Source organism: Pseudomonas putida (assembly GCF_022627325.1).
Taxonomy (GTDB): Bacteria; Pseudomonadota; Gammaproteobacteria; order Pseudomonadales; family Pseudomonadaceae; genus Aquipseudomonas; species Aquipseudomonas putida_X.
Genome location: NZ_JAETZZ010000002.1, coordinates 337,119 through 362,898, shown reverse-complemented (window position 1 = coordinate 362,898; position 25,780 = coordinate 337,119). Strand labels below are relative to the sequence as shown.

At 63.4% G+C, this 25,780-nt stretch carries 17 protein-coding genes; 12 read left to right on the top strand and 5 right to left on the bottom strand.

All coding sequences use genetic code 11. The features are described 5' to 3' along the window. Nucleotides 1-47: 47 nt before the first annotated feature. Nucleotides 48-962 carry a LysR family transcriptional regulator gene (locus tag JNA92_RS05465; RefSeq protein ID WP_241803743.1) on the bottom strand — a complete coding sequence of 305 codons (915 nt, stop codon included), beginning with the start codon at nt 960-962 and terminating at the stop codon, nt 48-50. Between the two features lie 206 nt (nt 963-1,168). Between JNA92_RS05465 and JNA92_RS05460 the strand changes: the two genes are divergently transcribed. The 7 genes from JNA92_RS05460 to pgm all read left to right on the top strand — a co-directional run bounded on the left by JNA92_RS05460 (nt 1,169) and on the right by pgm (nt 11,807). After that, nucleotides 1,169-2,191: a zinc-dependent alcohol dehydrogenase family protein gene (locus JNA92_RS05460; protein WP_241803742.1), complete on the top strand. Its 1,023-nt coding sequence runs from the start codon at nt 1,169-1,171 to the stop codon at nt 2,189-2,191. A 627-nt stretch (nt 2,192-2,818) separates the two neighbouring features. Then, the gene (locus tag JNA92_RS05455; protein WP_277818033.1) at nt 2,819-4,174 is read left to right on the top strand and encodes a hypothetical protein; all 1,356 of its coding nucleotides are present in this window, start codon (nt 2,819-2,821) and stop codon (nt 4,172-4,174) included. After that, complete coding sequence (locus JNA92_RS05450; protein ID WP_241803810.1) at nt 4,164-5,510, top strand: aminotransferase class I/II-fold pyridoxal phosphate-dependent enzyme; 1,347 nt, start codon at nt 4,164-4,166, stop codon at nt 5,508-5,510. The genes JNA92_RS05455 and JNA92_RS05450 overlap by 11 nt, the downstream gene beginning before the upstream one ends. Nucleotides 5,511-5,572: 62 nt before the next feature. Then, nucleotides 5,573-6,064 (top strand): GNAT family N-acetyltransferase, encoded by a 492-nt coding sequence (locus JNA92_RS05445; RefSeq protein WP_241803740.1) that lies wholly within the window; start codon nt 5,573-5,575, stop codon nt 6,062-6,064. A gap of 111 nt (nt 6,065-6,175) precedes the next feature. Then, nucleotides 6,176-7,825: a VRR-NUC domain-containing protein gene (locus JNA92_RS05440; protein ID WP_241803739.1), complete on the top strand. Its 1,650-nt coding sequence runs from the start codon at nt 6,176-6,178 to the stop codon at nt 7,823-7,825. Continuing rightward, on the top strand, nt 7,822-10,083 hold the full coding sequence (locus tag JNA92_RS05435) for an ATP-dependent DNA helicase (protein ID WP_241803738.1): 2,262 nt from the start codon (nt 7,822-7,824) through the stop codon (nt 10,081-10,083). Before JNA92_RS05440 ends, JNA92_RS05435 begins: the two co-directional genes overlap by 4 nt. A gap of 86 nt (nt 10,084-10,169) precedes the next feature. Next, entirely contained in the window at nt 10,170-11,807 is a 1,638-nt protein-coding gene (pgm, locus tag JNA92_RS05430) for a phosphoglucomutase (alpha-D-glucose-1,6-bisphosphate-dependent) (protein ID WP_241803737.1), read from the top strand. A 39-nt stretch (nt 11,808-11,846) separates the two neighbouring features. On the opposite strand, the gene JNA92_RS05425 is transcribed toward pgm, so the two are convergent. Then, nucleotides 11,847-12,545, bottom strand: a complete 699-nt coding sequence (locus tag JNA92_RS05425; RefSeq protein ID WP_241803736.1) for a pirin family protein — start codon at nt 12,543-12,545, stop codon at nt 11,847-11,849. 186 nt (nt 12,546-12,731) lie between these two features. Here JNA92_RS05425 and JNA92_RS05420 point away from each other — a divergent pair, with 186 nt between their 5' ends. Next, complete coding sequence (locus tag JNA92_RS05420) at nt 12,732-15,236, top strand: UvrD-helicase domain-containing protein (protein ID WP_241803735.1); 2,505 nt, start codon at nt 12,732-12,734, stop codon at nt 15,234-15,236. Between the two features lie 7 nt (nt 15,237-15,243). On the opposite strand, the gene JNA92_RS05415 is transcribed toward JNA92_RS05420, so the two are convergent. Further along, nucleotides 15,244-20,121, bottom strand: coding sequence for an NEL-type E3 ubiquitin ligase domain-containing protein (locus JNA92_RS05415; protein ID WP_347269609.1), 4,878 nt, complete (start codon nt 20,119-20,121; stop codon nt 15,244-15,246). Nucleotides 20,122-20,305: 184 nt separating this feature from the next. Between JNA92_RS05415 and JNA92_RS05410 the strand changes: the two genes are divergently transcribed. From JNA92_RS05410 to JNA92_RS05400, 3 genes are all read left to right on the top strand, one after another. Beyond that, complete coding sequence (locus JNA92_RS05410) at nt 20,306-21,232, top strand: alpha/beta fold hydrolase (protein ID WP_241803734.1); 927 nt, start codon at nt 20,306-20,308, stop codon at nt 21,230-21,232. A gap of 65 nt (nt 21,233-21,297) precedes the next feature. Further along, a complete protein-coding gene (locus tag JNA92_RS05405; protein WP_241803733.1) occupies nt 21,298-21,717 on the top strand; it encodes a VOC family protein in 420 nt (139 codons plus the stop codon). Nucleotides 21,718-21,912: 195 nt separating this feature from the next. Next, nucleotides 21,913-23,586 carry an MFS transporter gene (locus JNA92_RS05400; protein WP_241803732.1) on the top strand — a complete coding sequence of 558 codons (1,674 nt, stop codon included), beginning with the start codon at nt 21,913-21,915 and terminating at the stop codon, nt 23,584-23,586. Between the two features lie 65 nt (nt 23,587-23,651). Here the strand turns inward: JNA92_RS05400 and JNA92_RS05395 are convergent, their stop codons facing one another. Then, nucleotides 23,652-24,221, bottom strand: coding sequence for a hypothetical protein (locus JNA92_RS05395; RefSeq protein ID WP_241803731.1), 570 nt, complete (start codon nt 24,219-24,221; stop codon nt 23,652-23,654). Between the two features lie 76 nt (nt 24,222-24,297). Beyond that, nucleotides 24,298-24,684, bottom strand: coding sequence for a VOC family protein (locus JNA92_RS05390; RefSeq protein ID WP_241803730.1), 387 nt, complete (start codon nt 24,682-24,684; stop codon nt 24,298-24,300). A 186-nt stretch (nt 24,685-24,870) separates the two neighbouring features. Between JNA92_RS05390 and JNA92_RS05385 the strand changes: the two genes are divergently transcribed. Continuing rightward, nucleotides 24,871-25,776, top strand: coding sequence for a LysR family transcriptional regulator (locus tag JNA92_RS05385; protein WP_241803729.1), 906 nt, complete (start codon nt 24,871-24,873; stop codon nt 25,774-25,776). The last annotated feature ends 4 nt before the right edge of the window (nt 25,777-25,780 follow it).

Genomic DNA, 25,780 nt, shown 5'->3' with positions numbered 1-25,780 from the left:
CTCAGGAAAAGGCAGAAATGATCAGATAATCAGCCTCCCCAAGACCCCTAAAGACTATCCGGATCCCCAAAGAACATCTGAATCCGCGACCTCAACCAGCGCTCCGCCGGGTCATTGTCCTGCGCCCCTCGCCAAGCCATGTGCAGCTCGAAGCTGCGCACCGTTATCGGCAGGTCTTCAGCCCGCAAGCCGCCCGCAGCCGTGAGTGCATCAGCGGTGTAATCGGGCACCGTGGCAACGATATCGGTCCCGGCCAGCAGGCTGCCCAGGCCGTTGAATTGCGGCACGGCCAGGACCACATGGCGCTTGCGGCCGATCTCTTCCAGCGCTTCGTCGATGAAACCGGACAGGTCGCCTGCGAACGACACCAGTGCATGGGGCCGTGCGCAGAAGTCATCGAGGGTGATGCTGCCGGGTACGCTGTCGGCGCGCAGCAGCTTGGGCATGCTGCGGCGCAGCACCTTGCGCTTGGCGTTGGCGGGCAGTTCGCTGGTGTAGCTCACCCCCACCGAGATTTCACCGGAGGCCAGCAGGGTAGGCATGAGCAGGTAATTGACCCGGCGCACCACCAGCACGATACCGGGCGCTTCGGCGCGGATGCGCTTGAGCAACTGCGGCAGCAGGGCGAATTCGGCGTCGTCCGACAGGCCGATGCGGAACACCGCGTTGCTGGTGGCCGGGTCGAATTCGGCGGCGCGGCTGACGGCGGTGGAGATGGAATCCAGCGCCGGCGACAGCAGGGCAAAGATTTCATGTGCCCGTGCTGAAGGCTCCATGCTGCGGCCGGTGCGCACGAACAGCGGATCGTCGAACAGGTTGCGCAGGCGCGACAGCGCCGCGCTGATCGCCGGCTGGCCGAGGAACAGCTTCTCGGCGGCACGGGTCACGCTACGCTCGTGCATCAGCGTTTCGAACACGATCAGCAGGTTGAGGTCTACACGACGCAGGTCGTTTCGATTCATCGGTGCGCTTCGCCTAAAGTGGGGCAGGGGTGAATCTTAAGGCCAAAGGCTGTTAACCTGCACCGATTTGTGGGGGGCCATGCACAGAAATGTGAGGTGCCCAATCGATGACAGGCATGTCGACTATTAATAGCCACTGATGGTCTAACGGCAAAAGCCCGGATAAAGTCCGTGGTAATACGAGATTCACAAAGGCGAGGTATGCGATGTCCCGCATGATCCGGTTCCACAAGTTCGGCGCTGCCGAAGTGCTCCGCTGCGAGGAGCAGGCCGAACCGTCAGCTGCTGTCGGCGAGGTGCAGATCCGCGTCGAGGCCATTGGCGTGAGCTGGTACGACGTGCTCTGGCGGCAGAACCTGGCGCCATCCCAGGCCCGTCTGCCTGCGGGGATCGGCCATGAAATGGCCGGCGTGGTGACTGCGGTGGGTGAAGGTGTCGATGACATTGCAGTGGGCGACCGGGTGGCCAGCTTCCCGGCGACCAGCGCCAATGACCACCCGGTGTATGGGGATGTGATCGTCCTGCCGCGCACGGCGATTACCCGTTACCCGGATATCCTCACACCGATCGAGGCCAGCGTGCATTACACGCCGCTGCTGATCGCCTACTTCGCCTACGTCGACCTGGCCAGGGCCAAGGCCGGGCAGACCGCGCTGGTCACCGATGCCAGCCACTGCGCAGGGCCCGCCTTCGTGCAGTTGGGCAAGGCCCTGGGCCTCAAGGTGTTCGCTGCCACCAAGGAGCCGGAGCAGCGCGAGTACCTGCTGGGCCTGGGGGCTGACAAGGTGATCGTCACCGAAGAGCAGGACTTGCTCATGCAAGTGGGCAAGTACACCGATGGGCGCGGTGTGGATATGGTCCTTGATGGCATGGGCGGCCCACAGATGTCGCTCCTGGGCGACGTGCTCGCGCCACGCGGCAGCCTGGTGCTGTATGGCCTGCAGGGGGGTAACCAGACACCGTTCCCGGCCTGTGCGGCGTTCCAGAAGAACATTCAGTTCTACGTTCACTGTATCGGTAACTTCACCGGCAAGCCGGAATTGGGCATTAGCCAGGACCAGGTTGCGTTGCAGCGCGCCCTGCGTGATATCAACCAGTTCACGGCTGACCAGTTGCTGACACCGCAGATCATCAAGGTGTATCCGTTTGATCAGGTGGTTGAAGCGCACCGGTACATGGATGAGTGCCCTTGTGGCGGCAGAGTGGTGCTGGACCTGGGCGTGGCGTGACAGGCGTTGGATGTACAAGAAAACCCGGGCTTGGCTCGGGTTTTTTTTTGCAGGTTCACCGCTCGTTCATGATGCGACCGGGCGAATGCCTTGACCGCAACGCCATTAAACCCAGGGCGTGTAGTTCAAGTACCTTACCTCCGGCTATCCGTGAATAGCCTATTGTTTGGGATTATTCCTACAACTAACTAGTTCCCATCCTACATAAACTGCTGTTCCCACTTCGTGCGCCCGCACGACCCTTGAACATTCTTTGTCTTTGAAATTCCCCGGCCTCTGGCGCACAGTGACTTGTCATTCGGCTGAATGGTTTTTTTACCGGCATCTGTATCTTTTAATCGTTGAGCAACGCTTGATAATGGCGTAATGATGCTTTACGCAAGGAGCGTGCAATGGAGAAGAACACCCCTGGCTATTGGTATTCTGGCGCAGCGCCGGGCTCACGCGGGGTTTCATTTTTATCAATGTCATGGCGACAGTAATTCGTCACTTCAGTTTCTCTTAAAGACTTGTAGGAAGTTTCTTCAGGCTTGATTCGCCGCTTATTCATTCATGCAAAAGTGCATCGTTGGCGGTGAAAAGAATGAAGTAGTGAGGTGACATGTGAGCAATATCCACGATCAAGCGATGCACCATATCTACCAGCAGGTGCTGGATCGCGTGCTGGGCCATATGTCCCAGGTCCAGCGCGCCTCTTTACAGCTGTTCATTCAGCGCCTGCTGGTAGCCGCAGGTGGCCCGGAATACATCGGTACCTTCAAGTTGCTCGTGCTGCTAGGCGCAGACTGCCATAGCGCCCGGCTGCTGGCGGTCTTGCGTGCGGCCCAGTTGAGCATCGCCCAGCGTGCACCTGTCACCTTTCAGTTGCAGGTGGTGGCTGTATGCCTGCCTGCGGCCAGCGGCGCGCTTCTTGAGCAACATGAGCGTGTGTTCAGTGCCTTGTTTCTGCATGACGATCCTCGTGTGCAGCTGCAGATGCTCGAAGCCGGGCAGTTGGTGTCGTTCACCCGAAGGCCCTATCTGGAGGTCGCACCCTGGGCGCTGGCGCGCGATGCCCTGCTTGTGTTCGGCCATCTTGTCGATGCCCGGCCTGAAGCACTTTTGGGCAGCCGCACGCACCTGGAGCTCGGCGCAGCGCTGTGGCTGGCGCTTGAAGGCCAGCCGGCAGTCGATGCAATGGTAACCGCCATGCCTGCGCGGCAGCGGCTGCGTTACCTGGCATGGGCGCGCAGGGGCCTGCGCCAGTCGGGTGACGGGGAGACGGCAAACCTGCATCAATGCATGGCGACGCTTGCCGAGCGGTTGAGCCAGTTGCACAACACTGCCGGCACCTCACTTGGCGAGCCCGAAAAGCCGGGCACCGGGCGCTGCTCGGAGTTTCCGATCAGGTTGATTACCATCGACGACCTGATGCCCCAGCTGCTGAGTGGCGATGAGCTGGACTCGATGATGGAATGCCGCTTCGAAGCGGTGCACAAGGCCATGCCCCTGGCGAGTTTTCTTGACCCGCTGGCCTTGGCCCAGTTGCATGAATTGCTGTCGCGCTGCAATGCGCCTGTGCAGGCGGGCCTGGCGCAGCGTCTGCAATGCGATAGGGCGCCAGCATCGCAGCACAGTCGTTTTGCCAAGGCCTATGGCCTTGAGCGAACTCAGCTGGTTTGCATGCTGCACAGCCCGTTCGCCAACAAGGGGCGCGGGCTGGAGCGCTTTCTGCAATGCTGCCACGCCGATATGTTGGTGGCTCTGCCTTATCTGCACCGCGTCATGCAGGGCAAGCCGTGTCCCGACCCTGTCAAGGATTGGTTGGTGAACACCAGTGGTTTGTCCCTCGCCCAACTGCGGGCCATTTACGAAGGGCGTTTGAATCAAAGCACCTGGGCCTTGCTGGCCAACCTGGCGCGACGTGATGTGCATCTGGGGCTACTGGCCTGCCGGCCCGCTGCTGCTTCGATTGTCTGCGGGGGCTTACCTGATGGGGCGTGAATTCGCCTACCAGACGGTGTATCGATATCTGGAAGCGCTGATCGATGAGGCCGCGCGGGGAGGGCAGCGCCGTTTGCCCTCACTGCGCGCCCTTTCGCGGCACCTGCGCGTTTCATTGGCCACTGTGCAAACGGCCTACGGGTTGCTGGAACATGAAGGGCGGGTGCTGTCGGTACCTAAGTCCGGGTACTTCGTGCCCGCGGGAGTCATTACTGGCGTAGCGGCCACTGCCGAGTCGGACCAGGCCGTGCTGGCGCATCCGGCGATGGAGCGTGTCTTGTTCGCTCACGAACGACGGCTGGCGCGACAGCGGGCCTGTTCATCCTCCGCCGCCCAGAGTTCGGGAGAAGTACGCCTGCGGCACATACTGGCCGAACGTTATACCCGAGCGTCCCGGCAATCCTGGCGTGCTGAGGATGTGCACCTGGGGCCCGACGTGCAGGCTTTGCTGGAAACGCTGTTGGAAGCATTGGCGTTGCATGGCAGCACGGTGCTGGTCGCATCGCCGTGTTGCTGGCGTTTGCTGAGGGTGTTGCAGCGCTTTGGTCTGCACGTGCTGGAGATGCCCGTGGACAACCACGGCAGCCCCGACCTCGGCAGCCTGGCGCGCCTGCTGGGGCGTGAGTCGGTACGCATGATGGTCATACCGTCTTGCCTTGGCATGCCCACAGGGCGGTTGATGTCACAGCAGGTCCAGCGGCAGATTGCCCACTTGCTGGCCGCGCATCCCGTGTGGCTGCTGGAGAACGATCTGGACAGCGAGTACTGTTTCGATGCACCGCCTGTGGCACGTTTGCGTGACTGGGTCGACCAACGTTGGCTGTTGGTACTGGGGTCGCTGCAGGCGTTGGTCGGTGCCGAGGCGCCCTATGCGTATGTGCTGGGCCGGCATGGCACCCTTGCCGAACGGTTTTCCCGGCGGGCGTTCCAGCTGCCGCCTGTGCGTCAGCAGGCATTGGCGCAGATGCTCGGCAATGGCGAGGTCGACGGACAGTTGAGCCGGCGTCGGCTGGAGCTGCGCAAGCGTATGGAGCATTTATGCCATCAACTCACTGTTTGCCTGGGCGGGCAAGTGGCCTTCGACATGCCTGACGGAGGATATGTCCTGTGGGTGCGCATGCTTGAGCCAATCGCCCTCGAGCGCATCGCGGCAGCATTGTCTGGCCCGGCCTTGCAAGTCCTGGCAGGTGGGCGGTTCAGTTTGCAGGGGCGTTATCAGCACTACCTGGCTTTCACCTGGGCAGGCGACCGGCCAGAAGCGCTTAGCGAGGAGCTTCGCCGGTTGAAGCAGCTGTTGCTACCGCGTCGCGGGCGCCAGGCTGACAGCAAAAGCTGATCGCCTGCCCTGGCAGGTCACGTATCATGGCGCCCTGTTCGTTCACACTCAGGAGCATCTGCATGGGCACCCCACATTTCCGTCAACCTGTTCCACAGGATGCCGAACGCTGCTACGAGATCGAAATCGGCGCGTACGAGGGCGATGAGGCCGCGACCCTCGAAAAGATCCGCACCCGCATCGCGCAGTACCCAGAGGGTTTTCTCCTGCTTGAGGTCGACGGCCTTGTCGTTGGCTTCATCAACAGCGGCTGCGCCCACGACGTGGTGATGTCCGATGAGGCCTTCAAGGAGCTGGTAGGCCACGACCCGGCGGCCGCCAACGTGGTGATCATGTCCGTTGTGGTGGATCCGGCTCATCAGGGCAAAGGCTACGCGAAGCTGCTGATGGACACCTTCGTGCAGCAAATGACCGCGCTGCACAAGCGCACCATCCACCTGATGTGCAAGCAGCAACATGTCGAGCTGTACCGCAAGATGGGGTATCACTATGTGAAGCCATCGCCCTCGGACCACGGCGGCATGGCCTGGCATGAGATGGTCATGACGCTCTGAGGTGGCCCACGCACCATTCGTCGGGCGCTGGCCGACCTGACCCACGGGGCTTGCCAGCAAGCGTTATCTGTATGTATAAACAGTGTCCGTTCCTGCTGCCCGACCCGCCCTGTGATCGCTCATTCCGTCGACGACCCGCTCTACTACCTGCATAACTTCCGCCAGGTACTGCTGTGGGTCGAACACCGTTATGCCGACCTGCTCGATACCCAGGAGCTGGCGTTCATCCAGGCTTTTGCCAGGCTCGAGGAGCCAGCCCAGGCCCTGCTTGTGCGCATGGTGATGCGCAAGGGCGAGCTGTTTCGCAGCGACCGGCTGGATTATGCCGAAATCGGCGATTCGTCTGTGGCCTTGCAGCCCCTGCAGGCGCTGGGCTGGGTGCGCGAACCCGAACAGTTGAGCCTGGAGCAATTGTTCGCCTTGCTGCGCAAGGAAGAGCTGGCCAGCGGTTTTGCCGGCCTGCTGAGCCGACCGCGTGCGGCAAAAAGCGATCTGCTGGCGCAACTGCAAGCCTTGGCGCTGGCGCCCAGGCCACTGTCCGACTGGTTCGACAGTGCACCGGTGCGCATCGTCCAGTGGTGCCTGCAGCCGCTGTGCGATCGCATGCGTCTGCTGTTCTTCGGCAACCTGTACCAGGACTGGTCTGATTTTGTCCTGGCCGACCTGGGCGTGCTGCGTTTCGAGCACGTGCCATTCAGCCCCGGCTCGCGGGCCTTGCAGCAGCGCAGCGACGTCGACCTGGCCATGGCCTTGCACCAGTGCGCCGAGCGCTTGGAGCTGGGTGAGGCGCCTGCGTCGATCCTTGAGGCATTGGTGGGCTGGGGCAGCGACAACCCGTGGCTGGCCCGGCGTCACGCGCGCTTGCTGTTTGCCCTGGGCCAGCAGTGCGAGCGCCTTGGCGACTGGGAGCTGGCACTGACGGTGTATGCCCAGAGCAGCCATGCCCAAGCGCGCATCCGCCAGGTGCGCGTGCTGGAGCGCAGCGAGCGCTGGCAAGACGCGCATGCCCTGGCATTGCAGCTGGCTCAAGCGCCTGCCAATGCCCTGGAAGTGCAGGCGCTACAGCGCATGGTGCCGCGCCTGGTGCGCAAGCTGGGCGGGCCGGCGCAGCGCCGTCGACGTGTTACACCCGCGCCGGTGATCGAGCTCGAACTGCCGCGCGAACAGGCTGCGTTGGGTGTCGAGGAGGCGGTTCGCCAGCACCTGGCGCAAGCAGGCGGGCAGGTTCACTACGTCGAGAACACGCTGCTCACCAGCCTGTTCGGGTTGTTGTGCTGGGATGCGATCTTTGCCCCGATTCCCGGCGCGTTCTTCAACCCCTTTCAGGCTGCACCGCAAGACCTGCATGACTGCGACTTCCAACTGCGCCGCGCCGCTCAGTTCGATGCGTGCCTGGGCCGGCTCGACGACGGCTCGCATCAGCAGGCCATCCTCGACTGCTATGCCGCCAAGCAAGGGCTGCAATCGCCGTTCGTGTTCTGGCAGATGCTCAGCCATGCTTTGCTCGTACAGGCATTGGCTTGCCTCCCGGCGGAGCACCTCAAGCAGTGTTTCCTGCGCTTGCTGCAGGACATCCGCAACAACCGTACCGGCATGCCTGACCTGATCCAGTTCTGGCCGGAGCAGGGGCGTTACCGCATGGTCGAGGTCAAAGGGCCTGGCGACCGCCTGCAGGACAACCAGTTGCGCTGGCTGGAATTCTGCGCCGAACACGGCCTGCCGGTCGCGGTCTGCCATGTGCGCTGGAGCGAAGAGCCATGAACTACCGCGTGGCGGTGCGGGCTTTGTGTGAGTTCACTGCCAAGGCCGGTGATCTCGACCTGCGCTTCACACCGTCGCCCACTGCCCAGGAGGGCATGGAGGGCCATCGCCGGGTCGTGGCCAGGCGGGCCGCCGGCTATGAGGCGGAGGTCGCACTCGAAGGTGCGTATCAAGGCTTGCAGGTGCGCGGCCGCGCCGACGGTTATGACCCCGCCGCAAACCGGCTTGAAGAGATCAAGACCTACCGTGGTGACCTGGCCCGGCAACCGGCCAATCATCGCCAACTGCACTGGGCCCAGGCCAAGGTCTATGCCTGGTTGCTGTGCCAGGCACGGCAGCTGCCCGCCATCGAGGTGGCGCTGGTTTACCTGAACGTGGACAACGACGGCCAGACCTTGATCAGCGAGCATTACCGCGCCGCCGAGCTGCACGCTTTTTTCGAAACCCAATGCCAGTGCTTTCTGGCCTGGGCCCAGGCGCAAACGCAGCGCCTGGCCGAGCGTGACCGCGGCCTGCAGAGCCTGGGCTTTCCTTACCCGCAGTTTCGCCAAGGCCAGCGGCAACTGGCCGAAACCCTGTACAAGGCGGTCAGCACCGGGCGCTGCCTGATGGCCCAGGCCAGCACCGGTATCGGCAAGACCCTCGGCACGCTGTTCCCGTTGCTCAAGGCCATGGTGCCGCAACAACTCGACAAAGTGTTTTTCCTCACCGCCAAGACCCCTGGCCGCGCCCTGGCGCTGGATGCCCTGCAACAGATCACCCAGGCTACGCCGCAGCCTGCGCTGCGTACACTGGAGCTGATCGCCCGGGACAAGGCCTGCGAGCACCCCGACAAGGCCTGCCATGGCGAGGCCTGCCCATTGGCCAGAGGCTTCTACGACCGCCTGCCGGCGGCGCGGGAGGCTGCAGCCCGGTTGCCGTTGCTGGACCGCGCAAACCTGCGCGAAGTGGCCCTGGAACATCAGGTTTGCCCTTACTATCTGGGGCAGGAAATGGCGCGCTGGGTCGATGTCCTGGTGGCCGACTACAACTATTATTTCGACGCTCACGCCCTGTTGTTTGGCCTGACCCAGGCCAACCAATGGCGCGTAGCGGTGCTGGTCGACGAGGCGCATAACCTGGTGGAGCGTGGCCGTGGCATGTACAGCGCCAGCCTCGACCAGGGGCAGTTGCTGGCGTTGCGTCAGCGCAAACCGCCAGGGCTGGTCAGCGCGCTGGACCGCTTGAACCGCCAATGGAATGCCATGTACAAGGCGCAGCGAGCGCCTTATCTGGCCACCGAGCAGTTGCCGGACGCCTTTGTGCGTGCGCTGCAGCAGTGCATCGGGCTGATCCAGGAGCGGTTGAACGAGTCGCCCGTGGACGTGGATGCACACATCCTGCAGTTCTATTTCCAGGCGCTGCAGTTCAGCCGGGTCGCCGAGCTGTTCGATGAGCATTTTCTGTTCGACGTGAGTCTGCGCGCTGGCCCGCGCCAGCGACGCCTGGCCACCTTGTGCCTGCGCAACGTAACGCCCGCCAAACTGCTCGGCCCGCGCATGCAGGCTGCGCGCAGTGTGACGTTGTTCTCGGCCACGCTCAGCCCGCGGCATTTCTACACTGACCTGCTCGGCATGCCAGCGGATACAGCATGGCTTGAAGTGGCCGCACCGTTTCGCGCCGAGCAGCTCGAAGTGCGCATCGCCAGTCAGGTCTCTACCCGTTATCACGAACGTCAGGCCTCGCTGGCACCGATCGTTGCGCTGATCGCCGAGCAGTACCAGCGCCAGCCCGGCAACTACCTGGCGTTCTTCAGCAGTTTCGAATACCTGCAGCAGGTGCATGCGCTGCTGGCCGAGCGACACCCGGCGATTTCGGCCTGGGCTCAGGCACCAGGCATGGACGAAGCCGCACGCCAGGACTTCCTCGCGCGCTTTGCCGCAGACGGCCAGGGTGTCGGCTTTGCCGTGCTGGGCGGTGCCTTTGGCGAAGGTGTCGACCTGCCGGGTAGCCGGCTGATCGGTGCCTTCGTCGCCACCCTCGGTTTACCCCAGGTCAACCCGATCAACGAACAGTTCAAGCAGCGTCTGGGGCGTCAGTTCGGCGCTGGCTTCGACTACGTCTACCTGTACCCCGGGGTGCGCAAGGTGATCCAGGCTGCGGGCCGGGTCATTCGCGGCGATCAGGACCGCGGTGTACTGGTGTTGATCGACCAGCGCTTCGTCGAGCCGCGCGTGCAGCACATGTTCCCTGGCTGGTGGCAGATAACCCGCGAATAATCCTCGGCAAGGCCTTCGCACCTCGTTGCAACTCCCAGTACACTGCGTGTTCCAACCCCAACATCCGTTGAACTCGAGGTTTCTGCATGACGCTCAGTCCTTTGGCAGGCAAGCCGGCTCCGGCCAGCGTGCTGGTCGATATCCCCCGCCTGCTCACCGCTTATTACACCGGCCGCCCCGACGCTGCCGTAGCGGCCCAGCGCGTGGCCTTCGGCACCTCGGGCCACCGGGGTAGCTCGTTCGACCTGAGCTTCAACGAAGACCACGTCCTGGCCATCACCCAGGCCATCTGCCTGTACCGCCAGGAAAAGGGCATCGACGGCCCATTGTTCATCGGTGCCGATACCCACGCATTGTCCGCGCCGGCAGCCGCCAGTGCCCTGCAAGTGCTGGCCGCCAACGGCGTGCAGGTGATGCTGTCCAAGGACGATGAATACACCCCGACGCCAGCGGTGTCCCACGCCATCCTGTGCTACAACCGCGGCCGCGATGGCGGGCTGGCCGATGGTATCGTCATCACCCCCTCGCACAACCCCCCGCAAAGCGGCGGCTTCAAATACAACCCGCCCAACGGTGGCCCGGCTGACAGCGATGTGACCAAGTGGGTCGAGGCCAAGGCCAACGAATTGCTGGCCGCAGGCCTGGCCGGCGTCAAGCGCATGGACCATGGGCAGGCCCTTCAGGCCCCGACCACCCAGCGCCACGACTATGTCAGCCATTACGTGGCCGACCTGGCGAACGTCATCGACTTCGACGTCATCCGCAGCGCCAATCTACGCCTGGGCGTTGACCCGCTGGGTGGGGCAGGGGTGCGCTACTGGTCGGCGATCGCCGAGCACTACAAGCTCAACCTGGAAGTGGTCAATACCGAGGTCGATCCGACCTTCCGCTTCATGACCGTGGACTGGGACGGGCAGATCCGCATGGACCCTTCCTCGCCGCACGCCATGCAAGGGCTGATCGGCCTGCGCGAGCGCTTCGATGTGGCCTTTGCCTGCGACCCGGACCACGACCGCCATGGCATCGTCACCGCCGATGGCCTGCTGCAGCCGAACAACTACCTGGCCGTGGCCATCGACTACCTGTACCGCCACCGCCCGCAGTGGCGCAACGATGCAGCCGTGGGCAAGACGGTCGTGTCCAGCGGCCTGATCGACCGCGTTACCGCGCGCCTGGGCCGTGAGTTGTATGAAGTGCCGGTGGGCTTCAAGTACTTTGCCCAGGGGCTGTTCGACGGCTCGTTGGGCTTTGGTGGCGAAGAAAGCGCCGGCGCTTCCTTCCTGCGCATGGACGGCACGGTCTGGGCTACCGACAAGGATGGCTTGATTCCGGCGCTGTTGGCCGCCGAGATGACTGCACGTACCGGGCGTAACCCGAGCCAGGCCTATGCCGACCTCACGGCGGCGCTGGGCACCCCGTTCGCTACCCGCGTGGAAGCCAAGGCCGACGCTCGGCAGAAGGCGTTGCTGAGCAAGTTGGCGCCGGAGCAGGTCAAGTCGACCGAACTGGCCGGGGAACCCATCGAGCAGATCCTCAGCCACGCGCCAGGCAATGGCCAGGCCATCGGTGGCCTGAAGGTGATGACCGCCAACGGCTGGTTTGCCGCGCGGCCATCCGGCACCGAGGACATCTACAAGATCTACGCCGAGAGCTTCATCGATCAGGCGCACCTGCAACGCCTGGTGGCCGAGGCGCAGCAACTGGTTGATGCCGCGATCGCCTGATTGAGCTGTGAAGCAGGGCCGCAGCGCGGCCCTGCTTGTTCAAGCCACATCGACCAGCACGATCTCACTGTCCTCGATGGCGGTCACTCGCAGCACTTCTTCCTGCTCGATCGCAACCCCATCGCGGCCCTTGGCCCGCAGCCCATTGACCTCGACCAGGCCTTTGGCCGGCACCAGATACCCTCTGCGCCCGGTGTCAAAGCGATACTCGGCCGTTTCGCCTGCCCGCAGGGTTGCCGCCACCAGGCGCGCATCGGTGCGGATTTGCAGGCTTTCCTCATCGCCCGCACGGCCGCTGGCCAGGGTCACGAAGCCTTCTGCGCGCTCGCCTTTGGGGAATGGCCGAGTGCCCCAGGACGGCGCGTCGCCGACGCGTTCCGGCACGATCCAGATCTGGAAAATACGGGTATCGATGTCTTCCAGGTTGTACTCGCTGTGCACGATGCCTGTACCGGCGCTCATGACCTGGACATCGCCGGCTTCGGTGCGGCCTTTGTTGCCCAGGCTGTCCTGGTGAGTGATGGCGCCTTCACGCACATAGGTGATGATTTCCATGTCGCGGTGTGGGTGCGGTGGGAACCCGCTGCCGGCGGCGATCAGGTCATCGTTCCAGACTCGCAGGTTGCCCCAGTGCATGCGCGCCGGGTCGTGGTACTCGGCGAACGAGAAGTGGTGACGGGCATCGAGCCAGCCGTGGTTGGCATGGCCAAGGCCTTCGAAAGGTCGCAGTTGCAGCATGATCGTGCTCCTTGAATGGGTGGAATGGGGCCATGATGCTTGAAAGAAAGATCGAAAATAAGCGTAATTATCGGCTAATTATGATCGTTTAATTGGATAGATTTGGCCGATGTGATTTGTGCGGTTCATCGCCTAATCCACTGATCTGCAAGCATTCGCTGGCGATTTCTTGCCGATGCGGCGAACATGCACGCTGTTTCGATTTTCAACGGAGTGACCGTGGCCCACGAGCAACCCCAGGCCCCTGCCGACCTGACCCCGCCCGCACAATTGCCTTGGCTGCGCCGCCTGGCGGCACGGCTTTTGGGCCGTGGCCTGAGCCGCTTGCAGGCGCAACACCGTGACTCCTGGTTTCTGGGCCATGCCACCGGCCAGCGCAGCGGCCACGCTGATGGCGTACGCGAAGGTTTCGAGCGTGGGCGGGTGGAAGGTTATGAGGCGGGTCGCCAGGTCCTGGTGATTCGCGATTCGCGCCCTGAGAGCGCCGCAGTACCTGGCCGGGATGACCTGTTGTTCGACGACTGGCGCCTGCCGCTGACCACCGAGCTGAAAAAGCGCTTCAAGGCCGATGTAGCCCAGCGGTTGCCCGCTCAGGCGCAGCCCAGTGCCGCCCAGTGGAAGCTGATATTCAGCGACACGCCCTCCACCTGCGTGGTGGCTGGGGCAGGGGCCGGCAAGTCCACGTCGCTGGTGTTGCGCATCCTGCTGCTGCGCCATTACCTGGGCTACGAGCTGGACGCGATGACGGTCGTCACCTTCACCCGTGAGTCTCGCAAGGACTTCATCAAGCGCCTGGTGCAGGTGTTCTCGCTGTGGCAGCTGGACCTGCCGCCGGCGCGTGCCCGCGAGCTGGTACGCACCTTCCACTCCCGTATCCTGCCGCTGGTCCGCAGCCTGCCGGGCTTTGGTCAGGTGCGTGCATTCGAGACCCTGGGCAACGACATGCCAGCGGGGCGTGAGGCGGAGGCCGAGAGCAACCTGTTCGACCTGCGCCTGAACGACGCCCAGCGCCAGCAGCTCAATCTGTGCTATCGCGACCTGCTCACCGAAAGCCCGCGCTTTGCAGAAATCATCGCGACCCTGCGGCGTGAAGCCCTGCAGCTCAAACCGCTGGACCCGGACCACCCCGACGTGCAGAAACGCGTGCAGGTGACGCAGCTGGCTGCCCAGCGTGACGAAGAGCTGTGCGACGTGATCGAGGACCTGTGGTTCGCGGCGGGCGTGTGGCCGATCAAGGGTATCGAGCCGTGCCGTGAAACGGTCGACATCCGGGGCAGCCGGTTCCATGTGCATGGCCGCCTGGAAGGCCTGGATGCCTGGGTGGTGCTTGGGTTCGACCCGTCGGAAAGCGCACAGTACCAGCGCCCGGGTGCCAAGCTTGGCGTACGTGCCGAATGGGCGGTCAAGCGCACGTTGCTGCAGGCGTTCTGCGACCGGCCGCTGATCTGGCTGGACAACTATGCGATGGCCCGGCGCCTGGCCGCCTCGCTGGCAGGCGACGCGGTCGCGGGCCCCGGGTTCGAGTACAAGGTCAAGGGCGAACTGGCCCCGGCGCCATTGCTCGATGCCTTCGTCGGTGCTGCCAACTTCATCGAAAACCTCGGCCTTGAGGTCAGCACTGCGGTGGCGGCGATGCGTTTCCCCTCCGGTGACAGCGACGCATTGTTCTTCGAGGCGCTGGCACTGTACTGGAAGGCCCTCGAGTCGCACCTGCTCGACCAGTCGCCGCCGGTGATGAGCTACAACCGCATGTTCGCCCTGTTCGGTGAGAACAATCCGGAAAACCTGCACCTGTTGCCCGACCCGTTGCTCAGGCCCTTGGCGCATCTGATGATCGACGAGTTCCAGGACGTTTCGCCGCAGATCGTCAGCTGGCTGCGTGCCAGCCTGGCGGAGATCCGCCGCCGCGGACCGGCCATGCACACGGGGCGCAACGCCCAGTCTTCTTCTCTGCTATGCGTGGGTGACGATTGGCAGTCCATCTATGGCTGGCGTGGCAGTTCGCCAAAGTACTTCATGGAGTTCACCAAGGCCTTCCCGTCGCCGGCCAACACGCGGGTGATGCTGGTCGACAATTATCGCTCTCAGCAACTGGTCATCGAGGCTGCCGAGCATCTGGTCAAGGGCGCGCCATCGATCACCGGCAAGAAGGCCCGGGCCGCGGGCCCTGCCGCCGAGTTGCCGGTATCGCCGGTGAAGGTGTGCGAACGTGACGAAGCGGTGCTTGGCCAGACGCTGATCGAACATTACCAGCGTGGCGAATCGGTGATGATGCTGTACCGCAAGGGCGCCGACAAAGCCTTGATGAGCGAGCACCTGGCCGGCGTGCTGCAAGACGAAGCGGCATTGCCGCCCGAACAGCGGCGTCTTCGCCAGCTGACCTACCACAGCGCCAAGGGGCTGCAGGCCGATGCCGTGTTCATGCTCGGCGATTGCCAGTACCTGACCAGCTCGCCATACAAGAACCAGGTGTATCGCCAGGCTGGCCTTGGCCGTGCCGGTGATGCCCAACCGTTCGACACCGCGCAAAAGGAAGAGGTACAGCGCTTGGCCTATGTGGCGGTCACGCGTGCCGCCAAGCACTGCTATTGGCACGTCGAGGCGGCCAGCGGCGAAGCGGCCGCGGCGCCACGGGCTTCGAGCCAGGTGGATGGCCGGCAGGCGTTCTTCGAAGACCTGCGCGGCCAATGAGCACGGCTTAGCCGGCGAGGGTTTCGGCCTGGCGGGTGAGGCTGAGCAGAAGGCCATGCTCGACCTTTTGCTGCTCCTCGTTCAAGGCGCGCATGGCTCGGTCGAATTGGCCGTCATTGAGCGGTACACGCCGCAGCAGGCCGTTTTCATCCAGCGGGTTGTGCGGCAGCACAGGCACCAGGGCTTGCAGCACCGAGGCGTCCAGACGGGTGACTGGCTCATAGCTGTCGTCCAGGCAATGGAACAGGTAGTCATGGCCCACCCTCCAGAAATCGGTGAGCAGGCTGAAGGCTTCGCCATTGTGACGCTTGAGGTAGTGCACCCAGCCTGCCTGCCCGACTATCCATACCAGGCGCCTGTCGGTTACGGCGTCCTGGGCAAGCACTGCGCTGTGCACCCTGTCGATGATGGTGCTGTTGATCCTGGCCGTGTCCCGGTAGAGCATGCCGCGGCTGGGTTCAGGGAAGCCCAGCCGCGTTGCGAGGGATTGGCGCAAAGCAAGGCGGACTTCGATATCGTCGACCAGCCCCCGTTCCAGGTCGACGTCAGGAAAGGCCGCCGGATCATCCAGTGAATCGTAGCGGGGCAGATCCGTATCGAACACACCATTTTGCAGCGCCTGCTTGCGTAATGTCCTTCTCAGGCTGATGCGGTCGGCCAGTTCATTGACCAGCTCCCGGCGGTAAAGCTTGCGGTAGAGCGCGAGCAAGGTCTTGGCCTGCTCACTGCTGTGGCCTGCGGCCTCGTGGGCCAGCACTTCGATCTCCAGTGCACTGAAGGCATCGGCACCGGCATCACCGCAGGTCGGCGGGTACGCACGGGCTACGTCGGCAAGGCGTTCGCGCAGCGCCGTGTCCCGGCCGGCTTTCTCCAGCAGGGCCCAGAGCCTGCGGTGTAGGTGATCTGGCTCGTGCCGCGCTTCGGCTGACTGTACCAGGCGTTCGAGAATCCCCAGCAGCTCACCGTTTTCCCCTTGGTCAAACAGATCGCTCCAAAGCTGGTCCTGATGCGTGGAGGCGGTACTGCGCCACAGGGTTTGCCATTCAGGCATGTCGGGTGCGTGCTCGAAAACCCGGACGCCGCTGGCACGCAGTTGCGCACGGGTTTGCGCTTCAAGCCTGTTGTAATTGAGGTGCCAGCGCCGTTCGGGTAATTGCGCAGCGACATCCCGGGCGAATGGGGTGCGTAGAATGTCTGCGAGGTTGGGCAGGGTGCGAATGCGGTTCATGGACAGGTCCAGGTGACGCAGTTGGTACTGATGCTGGCTCATCAGCTGGGTCAACCCCTCGGGCCATTGCTGCAAGCCGCAATTGTTCAGGCTCAGGGTGCGCAGGCGGGCCATGTAGCTGACGTCGGGGGCGAGACCCAGGGTGTTGAAATCCAGCATCAGTTGCTGGGGATGAACCATGGCCTGGAAAGCCGAGGCCAGGGTTTGGTCGAGGGTAATGGCATTACTGCCAAGCTCCAGCACATCCAGGCGAAGGCCAGCCAGCAAGGCGATGCTGGCAGCGTCCAGTTGCAGACGGTTCCTGCGCAGGTTGAGCTCGCGCAGGCCGGGCATGGCGGCCAACGCCTCATGGGCCCGTGGCGAGAGGGCTGGCAAAGCATTGCCGGTGAGCTGGAGCGTTTCTAGCCCAGGGGCCGACTTCAGCGCCTGGAACAATCCCTCGGCGTCTATGTCCGGGTTGCCGCTCACCTCCAGTGCGCGCAGGCCAGGGAAGCAAGACAGGAAGCCGCCTTCCAGGCGCTCGAGCTCCAGCCCATCCAGCACCAGGGTGCGGACATGGGGCAGTCGTGCCACCAGTGCTGGCAGGGTGCGCAACCGCATGCGGTCCAGCCTCAAGGTGTCCCGGCTGGCGCCACCTTCGCGGCTCCAGGCGGCGAGCAGCTTCTCGGCGAAGTGGGAACGGTCGAAGCGATCGTCCAGGCCAGACGCGTCGCCGACCCATCTGTTCAGGTCCTGGCGCAAGGTCCGTTGCTCGGCTTCCAGCCGGCTGATCTGTGTACCCAGGTTGCCCGCCTCTGCCAGTTCGGACTGCAGCGCCCTGAGCGCTCTTTGGTCGAGCTCAGGAAAGAGCGCGCCCAGGCGTTGCACTGCGCGCCCGGCGCCGCGGCCACTGAGCGGGTAGCCAATACGGCCGGCCGCAAGGCGCAAAGGTGAACGATAGCCAGGCTTGATTGGCTGCTGGCCAATCAGCGCAGCGCAGTGTTCGCGGTTGGCGAAGGCAAGTTCAAGCAGTTGCGCGGCGCTTGCCTGCGGATGCTGGCTACGCAGGCCTTCGATCAACCGCTGGCTATCGCTGTTGGCCAGGTGCGGGCGGTACAGACCGATGATGGCGCGGTCCAGCCGGGTGCGGGCTTGCAACTGCCGCGCTTCTTCGGCTAAGCGTAACGGCACACGTCCGGTTGCCAGGCGTGCACGTTCGGTATGGCTGGCCGCCTGGACGATCTCTTCCAGGGCACTGGGTGGCACACCGGGGAATTGCTTGCGCAATGGTTGTGCCGCTTCACTGGCCGGCTGGGCATGGTAGTTCAGCATACTGTGGTAAATCGCCTCGCGCTGGCTTTGCAGCTGGTCGCCCAGCCTGGCGTTCAGGGCCGCGGCCCACTGCTGCAAGGGCAGGTCGCCGAGCATGGCACGCACGTGTCGCTCGTCCAGCTGTGCGACCACGGCGTGGCCCAATTGACCATTCTCCAGGTCCGTGCGGGTCAAGCTGATTTCCACCTGGCCAGGGGTGTCGGGCGCGCCATAGCGCACCACATCGCCCCAAGGTTCGGGGCCGGTGAATACCTTCAGCACGTGATCTTGCGGCCAACCTGGCAAGCGCAGCAGTTCCGGCAGCGCGAAGTTCTTGTGGGCAGCCATTGAAAGGCCGTTGCGCACACGGTGGATCAGGCTCTGCACCTCATTGTCCAGGCGTAGGCGCAGCAGCATGTCTTCCAGCAAGGCCGGGGGGCGCAGCCCTTTGGCATGCATGCGGCGCAGCACACTGGCGTCTGCACCGGTACTGCGCATCGCCGTGATCAGCTCGCCGCTGTCGAGCCCCCGGCTCGTGAGGCCAAGGCGCTGCAGCACCTGCGTGTCATCCCATTGCACAGGCTGCTCGTGGGCCAGTAGCCAGCGCCCGTCACCCTGGTGGTGTAGCAGTGGCGCGTAGGCGGTTGGGGCGCTGGGGTGGCGGATGCGCCATTGCTGGTCAGGGCCCTGGAACGTCTCGTAGGCCGTGCCTTCCAGCACGACGTAGCGTTTGCCCTCGAGCTCGTAATGCCCGATCGCATCGGGCTGGCCTTCTGTTGGCAGCGTGACCGGACTGGCATAGGGGCCCATGTCCGGGTGCCACAGTTGCAGACGGTCTTCATGCCATACCGCTTGCATGGCATCGACGAAACCTGACGCTTTGATGGCCTTGGCTGCGCCGGCAAAACCTGCGATCGCGGCAGCATTGATGACCAACGATTCAACCTGGGCCAGTGCTTGCGCGGTGTCACCTTCTTCCCAGGCCTCAAAACCGGTGAATACCGAATCCATCAGTTGATAAGCGAACACGCCGGTCATTACCGCGTTCAGGCCGGGCACGAAGAACGCGGCGATGTTCAGCACGTTCATGCCTATCTCCAGCCAGTACCGCAGGTGTCTCTGATGAACCTCGGCGTCGACATCGGCTGTGGGGACCGCCAGGACTCTGGCGTCGGCCTTGAGGCGGTCGAGGTGGGCACGGTAAAGGGTGGGCCACAACTCGGCTCGTGTTTGCGATGGCACGACGTGGAAGTTGGGCGAGGTGCGTGGCCGTTGCCTGCCTTGCTCATCGGTCTCGAACAGTGCGTCCCGTAGCCTGCCCGCCAGCCTGGGCTGATCGCGCCTATAGGCGAGCCCGATCACGGTTTGGCGGAAGGTGCTGTGCACCAGGCGCTGTCGGAAATACTTGGCAGCAGCCTGACGGGAGGGGTATTCGCGCACTGGGTGCTCGCTGTCGCCTGGGAGGTAGACGATGCAGGGGGTGATTGCACCTGGCGTATCGGCGCCGATGAACAGCATCTCGTGCAACGGAACGTCGAGCAGGCTCAAACGCCAACTGTGCAGGGGATGGCCGTCGTAAACGGGGTGAGGTACGCCATTGCACAGCTCGCTGATCGCGGCAAGGCCTTCTGAGCTCAGCAGGCCTTTGAGCCAGGCAATGTAGGCCTGCACGCGCAGTTCTTCCTGGCTGGCCCGCATCGACAGCTGACTGATCTGCCCCTTGAACGGGCCCTCATAGATAGCCTGCAGGTGGTCCTGGTATTGCTGCCCAAGGTTAAGATCCCGGCAGTGCCCCGCGAATTGCACCGCGGACAAACCGGCCAGCGGCGTGTCGTCATCGGGCGCGCAGGTCAGATCGCTGTAAGGCCCGACTTGTTCGGCGCTTTCGAAGTTGTGCAGGGCGGCTTCGAGCAAGCTGCGGGGTTGGCGAGGGCCTACGGGGCGGGTGACGAAGGCCTCTTCCTGCAGTTGCCCATCCCAGGGTACGTCCAGGCTGCCGGGGCCCGGCCCGTAATTGATGACCGTCTCGAAGGGCTGAAAGTTGTACTGGGCCTTGTCCACGGCCACGTTGAGCCCCAGCCGGCGGCTCAGCAGTGGGCTGCAGAACGCAGTGATGTCCTTGAAACCGACAAGTGCGTTGCTCAGTTGGGTAATGCAGGTGTCACGGTGCCTGATAAGCGTGCGCAACTGCTCACGATGCGCTGGCAGCGCGGTCGCATACCAGCTGTAAGGCGCGCTATTCTCGTCCATGTAGGGCGCGCGTGCGCGTTGCACGATGCCTCTGGCATGTGTGGGATGCAGGGTGCGGGCCCATGGGGGCAGGGCCTCGGTGATCAGGTCGTGGTGCAGGGCAATCGTGTTGGGCATGGCATGAGCCTCGTATCTGTGGAGGCGGTAGTCGACACCGCTGGCGAAACGGCCGTGCGGTAGATAGTTGCCCGCAAGGGTCGGTCTCGTGCATGCATGGGTCGGTAAGAGGCCAGCAAGGCAGGCCACGCTGCGAGATGGTGGGGTGAAGGCATGGCGCCAGTGTTCAGCGAAGGAGAGTGCGATGCGTTCGCTATGCAGTCCCAAGGATCACCTGCTTGACCTCGACGGTATCGAAATAGCGGTACGCACGTGGGGCGCCGAAGACGGGATACCGGTGCTGGCGTTGCACGGCTGGTTGGACAATGCCGCCTCGTTCGAGCGACTGGGCCCGTTGCTCGAGGGTTGCTTCGTGGTCGCCCCTGACCTGGTCGGTCACGGCCGCTCCGATCACCGGCGCCACGACAGCGGTTACTACGTGTGGGAGCATGCCGAGGATATGCTGGCGGTGGCCGACAGCCTGGGGCTGGCGCGGTTTCATGTGCTTGCCCACGGTATGGGTACCGGCATCGCCTCGCTGCTGGCCGCCATGACCAGTGGCATCGCCAGCATGACCTTCCTCGACGGCATGGGGGCGCCGTTCACGGTTGCCGAGGATGATCGCGTGCAGCACCTGGCCCGTGCCTATCGGCTCAAGCGCATGGTGCAACGCAGCCGGTTGCACGGCTTTGCCGACAGCGCCGGGAACCGTTTCGACGATCTGGAAACCGCCCTGCAGCAGCGGCGCAAGCGCATCGATGCCGAACTGGCCGAGGACGCCGCACGGTTGCTGGCCATGCGTGACCTGCTGCAGTTGGCCGATGGCTACTGCTGGCGTCATGACCCCCGGCTGGTGCTGCCCGAACCGATGCCACTGACCGAGCGCGAGGCGTGCGACCTGCTCAGGGAGATCCGCTGCCCGCTGTACCTGATGCTGGGCAGGCAGGGGGCATTTGCGGGCGGTGCTTTCGCGCAGCGCCAGGCAGCATTGCCCAGCCAAGCCAGGGTGTCATGGCACCCCGGTGGGCATCACTTCCACTTGGACGCGCCGGACCGAACGGTGGTCGAGCAGCTGCTACGGACCTTGGCCCGGCATGATGCCGGCCTGCTTCAGCGCCTGGTGAACGAGTAGCGGGGCGGGCCTTGCTGGGCTATGGTGGCCGGGACCTCTGTGCAATCGCCTCAAGGAGCGCCGGCATGAGACCCTTCGCCATCCAGCACATCGACCACCTGGTGCTGCGCGTCAGCGACCTGCAGCGTAGCGTGGCCTTCTACCGTGACCTGTTGGGCTGCACGGTCAGCCGGGAGCGCGAAGACCTGGGGATGGTCCATTTGGCAACCGGTACGGCCATGATCGATCTGGTCACCCTCGATGGCCCGCTTGGCCGCCCTGGTGGCGCTGCACCGGGAGCAGAAGGGCGTAACCTGCACCATTTCTGCTTGCGTATAGCGCCATTCGATGAAAAAGCGTTGACCGCTTACCTGCACGCGGCAGGCGTTGCAGTGGAGCCTGCCCAGGTGCGCTATGGCGCCGAAGGCGAAGGGTTATCGCTGTATTGCTACGATCCCGATGGCAACCAGGTCGAGCTCAAAGGCCCGGTGCCGGGTCGGGTTTGAAGTAAACGGAATTCGCCAATACTGGCAAAGTGGATATCCCGGCAAAGCCGATTATGCTTGAAATACCTTGCTGCGATCCGAGGCGGTCAGCCTCGTCGTGCTTCGCAACCAAAGCAAGCCCCTGAGGCCTGGGTGCGACGGTGAAATGGGTGTGAGGTACTCCGGCCTGCGACAACCACAATCCGGAGGCAACCCATGGCGGTTCTCGACAGCGCATCCACGGGCAGTAGCGCGCCCCAACGCGGCATCACCAAGGAAGAGCGCAAGGTCATCTTCGCGTCCTCCTTGGGTACCGTGTTCGAATGGTACGACTTCTACCTCTATGGCTCACTGGCGGCGATCATCGCCAAGCACTTCTTTGCCGGGGTCAATGAAACCACCTCCTTCATTTTCGCCTTGCTTGCCTTTGCCGCCGGCTTTGCGGTGCGTCCGTTCGGTGCCATTGTGTTCGGCCGCCTGGGCGACATGATCGGGCGCAAGCACACGTTCCTGATCACCATCGTCATCATGGGCCTGTCCACTGCGATCGTCGGGCTGCTGCCCAGCTACGCCACGATCGGAGTGGCAGCGCCGATCATTCTGATCGCCCTGCGCTTGTTGCAGGGCCTGGCGTTGGGTGGCGAGTACGGTGGGGCGGCCACGTATGTGGCCGAGCACGCGCCCAAAGGCCGGCGTGGCTTCTTCACCTCGTGGATCCAGACCACTGCGACGCTGGGCCTGTTCCTGTCGTTGCTGGTGATCCTGGCCTGCCGCACGGCCATGGGCACTGAGGCCTTCGAAGCCTGGGGCTGGCGCATCCCGTTTTTGCTGTCGATCCTGCTGCTGGCGATTTCGGTCTATATCCGCATGCAGCTCAATGAGTCGCCGGTGTTCATGAAGATGAAGGCCGAAGGCAAAGCTTCGAAAGCGCCGCTGACCGAATCCTTCGCCCGCTGGGACAACCTCAAGGTGGTGCTCATGTCACTGCTCGGCGGCACTGCCGGCCAGGCCGTGGTGTGGTACACGGGGCAGTTCTATGCGTTGTTCTTCCTTCTGCAGACGCTGAAGATCGACCCGCAGACCGCCAACCTGCTGATCGCAGGCTCGTTGCTGATCGGTACGCCGTTTTTCATTTTCTTCGGCAGCCTGTCCGACCGCATCGGGCGCAAGAAGATCATCATGGCAGGCTGCATCATTGCCGCCTTGACCTACTTCCCGATCTTCAAAGCGTTGACCGAATACGGCAACCCTGACGTCTTCGTCGCCCAAGAGCAGAACCCCGTGGTCGTCATGGCCGACCCGAATCAATGCGCGTTCCAGTTCGATCCGGTGGGCAAGGCCAAATTCACCAGCTCCTGCGACATTGCCAAGAGCCTGCTGGCCAAGCGAGCGATCCCGTACACGAACGAAGCGGCCGAGCCGGGCAGCGTGGCGCAGATCCGTATCGGTGAGCGGGTGATCCCGAGCTTCGATGGCAGCAGCCTGGCGGCGGCTGACCTGAAGGCCCAAAGCGACGCGTTTACCGCAACCCTGACGGGCGCCTTGAAGCAGGCGGGTTACCCCGAGAAGGCCGACCCTGCGAAGATCCACTACCCGATGGTGCTGTTGCTCCTGACCATTCTGGTGATTTACGTGACCATGGTCTATGGGCCGATCGCGGCATGGCTGGTGGAGCTGTTCCCGGCGCGTATCCGCTACACCTCGATGTCGCTGCCGTACCACATCGGCAACGGCTGGTTCGGTGGGTTCCTTCCTACCGTGGCATTCGCCATGGTGGCAGCCACCGGGGATATCTACTACGGGCTGTGGTACCCGATCGTGATCGCGGTGATGACAGCGGTGCTGGGGATTTTCTTCCTGCCAGAGACCAAGGACCGGGATATCACGTGAACCTGATGCAGCGCTTTCAAGCCCCATCGCCGCCTGGCCGGTGATGGGGTGGTCACTGAACACAATCAGTCGAAATACCCACGCAGGCTGAAGGCATAGCCCAGATCCACGTTCTGGGCCTGGCCACGGCTCAAGCGTTTGCTCAGCACGAACTCGAATGCCGGTTCGTACAGCCCGTCGCGCACCACGGCGCCGCCCAGCACCTCGACGTCGTACCAGCCATTGTCCAGCTCGATGATCGGCCGCCCCGGCACTTGGTAGCGGGCCAGCAGGTCGCCGAGCGTCTTGTTGGTGAAGTGCTGGAGGATGCGCCAGGTGTACACCATCACCGCACGGTTTTCGACCTGCAGCACATAACCGCCACGCCGGTGTTTCAGTCGGCTGCCGGGCTCGAGCAAGGCGGGGGTATCACCCTCCAGGGTGAAGATGATGTGGTAGGGCAGGTTGTCGATCCCGGCCATGGGGATGACGATGCCTTCGCTCACCGCCCTGTCGCCGCTGTCGGTGTGGGTGAATTCGCTGGCCAGGTCATCAGGCAGGTCGTTGTCATGCTTGAAGCGGTCAAGCAACTGAATGTCCCCGACCAGGAAATAATCGACCAGGTCGTTGAGTACTTCGCTGAATTCGTGGCGCATTGGTTTTCCTTGTTCTGGCGCACCGGGAATAGCGGCAACTGTAGCCAATGGCAGCTTGGCCTGCCATTGCCCGCGGTCAATGCTTTTGAGCGATCTGGATCAGGTTGCCGCAGGTATCGTCGAACACCGCGACGGTGACCGGGCCCAGGTCGGTGGGTTGTTTGGTGAACCTCACCCCGGCCTTGCACAGGCGCGTGTACTCGGCCTGAATGTCGCGCACGCCGAACGAGGCTGCCGGAATACCGTCCTGGCGCAGCGCGGCCTTGTAGGACTTGGCCGCAGGGTGGGCATCGGGTTCCAGGAGCAGCTGAACACCGTTGGGCTCGTTGGGTGAAGTGAGGGTGAGCCAGCGGTGCTGGCCCATGGGGATGTCGTCCTTGGGCTCGAACCCCAGTACGTAATGGTAGAACGCCAATGCCTTGGCCTGGTCGTCGACGAGGATGCTGGTGACAACGATTTTCATAGGCTCACACCGTTCCTGTGGCTGTTCACCCTTCAGTAAAGACGTTTTGCAGCCAGGCGTGGCAGAGCGAGAATATGTTCAAGCCATAGGCAAATCCTTCACCCTCGGGGCGCCCTTGGCTGCGGCGGCGCGGTAAAGTGGCAGGATAATTCCAAAGGCGCCCCCACCGGCGCCAGAGAGGTGCCTGTGGCTTCCTATACCCTGCGACAACTCAAATATTTCGTCACCACTGTCGAGGCCGGCAGCGTCGCCGAGGCCTCGCGTCAGCTGTACATCGCCCAGCCGTCCATCTCCACAGCGATCAAGAGCCTGGAGGAAAGCTTTGGTGTACAGCTGTTCATCCGCCACCACGCCCAGGGCGTTTCGCTCACCCCCAGTGGCAAACGCTTCTACGCCAAGACCAAATCATTGCTGCAGATGGCCCATGAGTTCGAGCAGAACGCGCTGGCCGACAACGATACGGTGGCCGGGCAGATCGACATCGGCTGCTTCGAAACCGTGGCCCCGCTGTACCTGCCACGCCTGATCGCCGGGTTTCGCGAACGCTACCCGGGGGTCGATATCCGCCTGCGCGACGGCGAGCAGCAGGAACTGATCCAAGGCCTGACGGCGGGTACCTTCGACCTGGCGTTCCTCTACGATCATGACCTGGATGGCACCATCGAGGCTGAGCCGCTGATGCCCCCTCAGAAGCCCTACGTGCTACTGCCGGAAAAACACCGCTTTGCCGGCCAGTCGCAGGTGTCACTGCGTGACTTGTGCCCGGAGCCGATGATCCTGCTGGATGTGGCGCCGAGCCGAACCTACTTCGTCAGCCTGTTCAACGAGATGGGCCTGACGCCGAACATTGTCTTCAGTTCGCCGTCGATCGAGATGGTGCGGGGAATGGTGGGGCAGGGGTTCGGGTTTTCGCTGCTGGTGACCCGGCCGCATTCTGAATGCACCTATGACGGGCAGAAGCTGGTGACGGTGGACATCGTCGAGCCGGTGGCGCTGTCGGGGCTGGCAGCGGCGCGGTTGAAGCGGGTGCAGCTGACCAAACCGGCGCAATTGTTCGTGGAGTTTTGCCGCGAGGAACTGGGCAGGATGTAGCTGA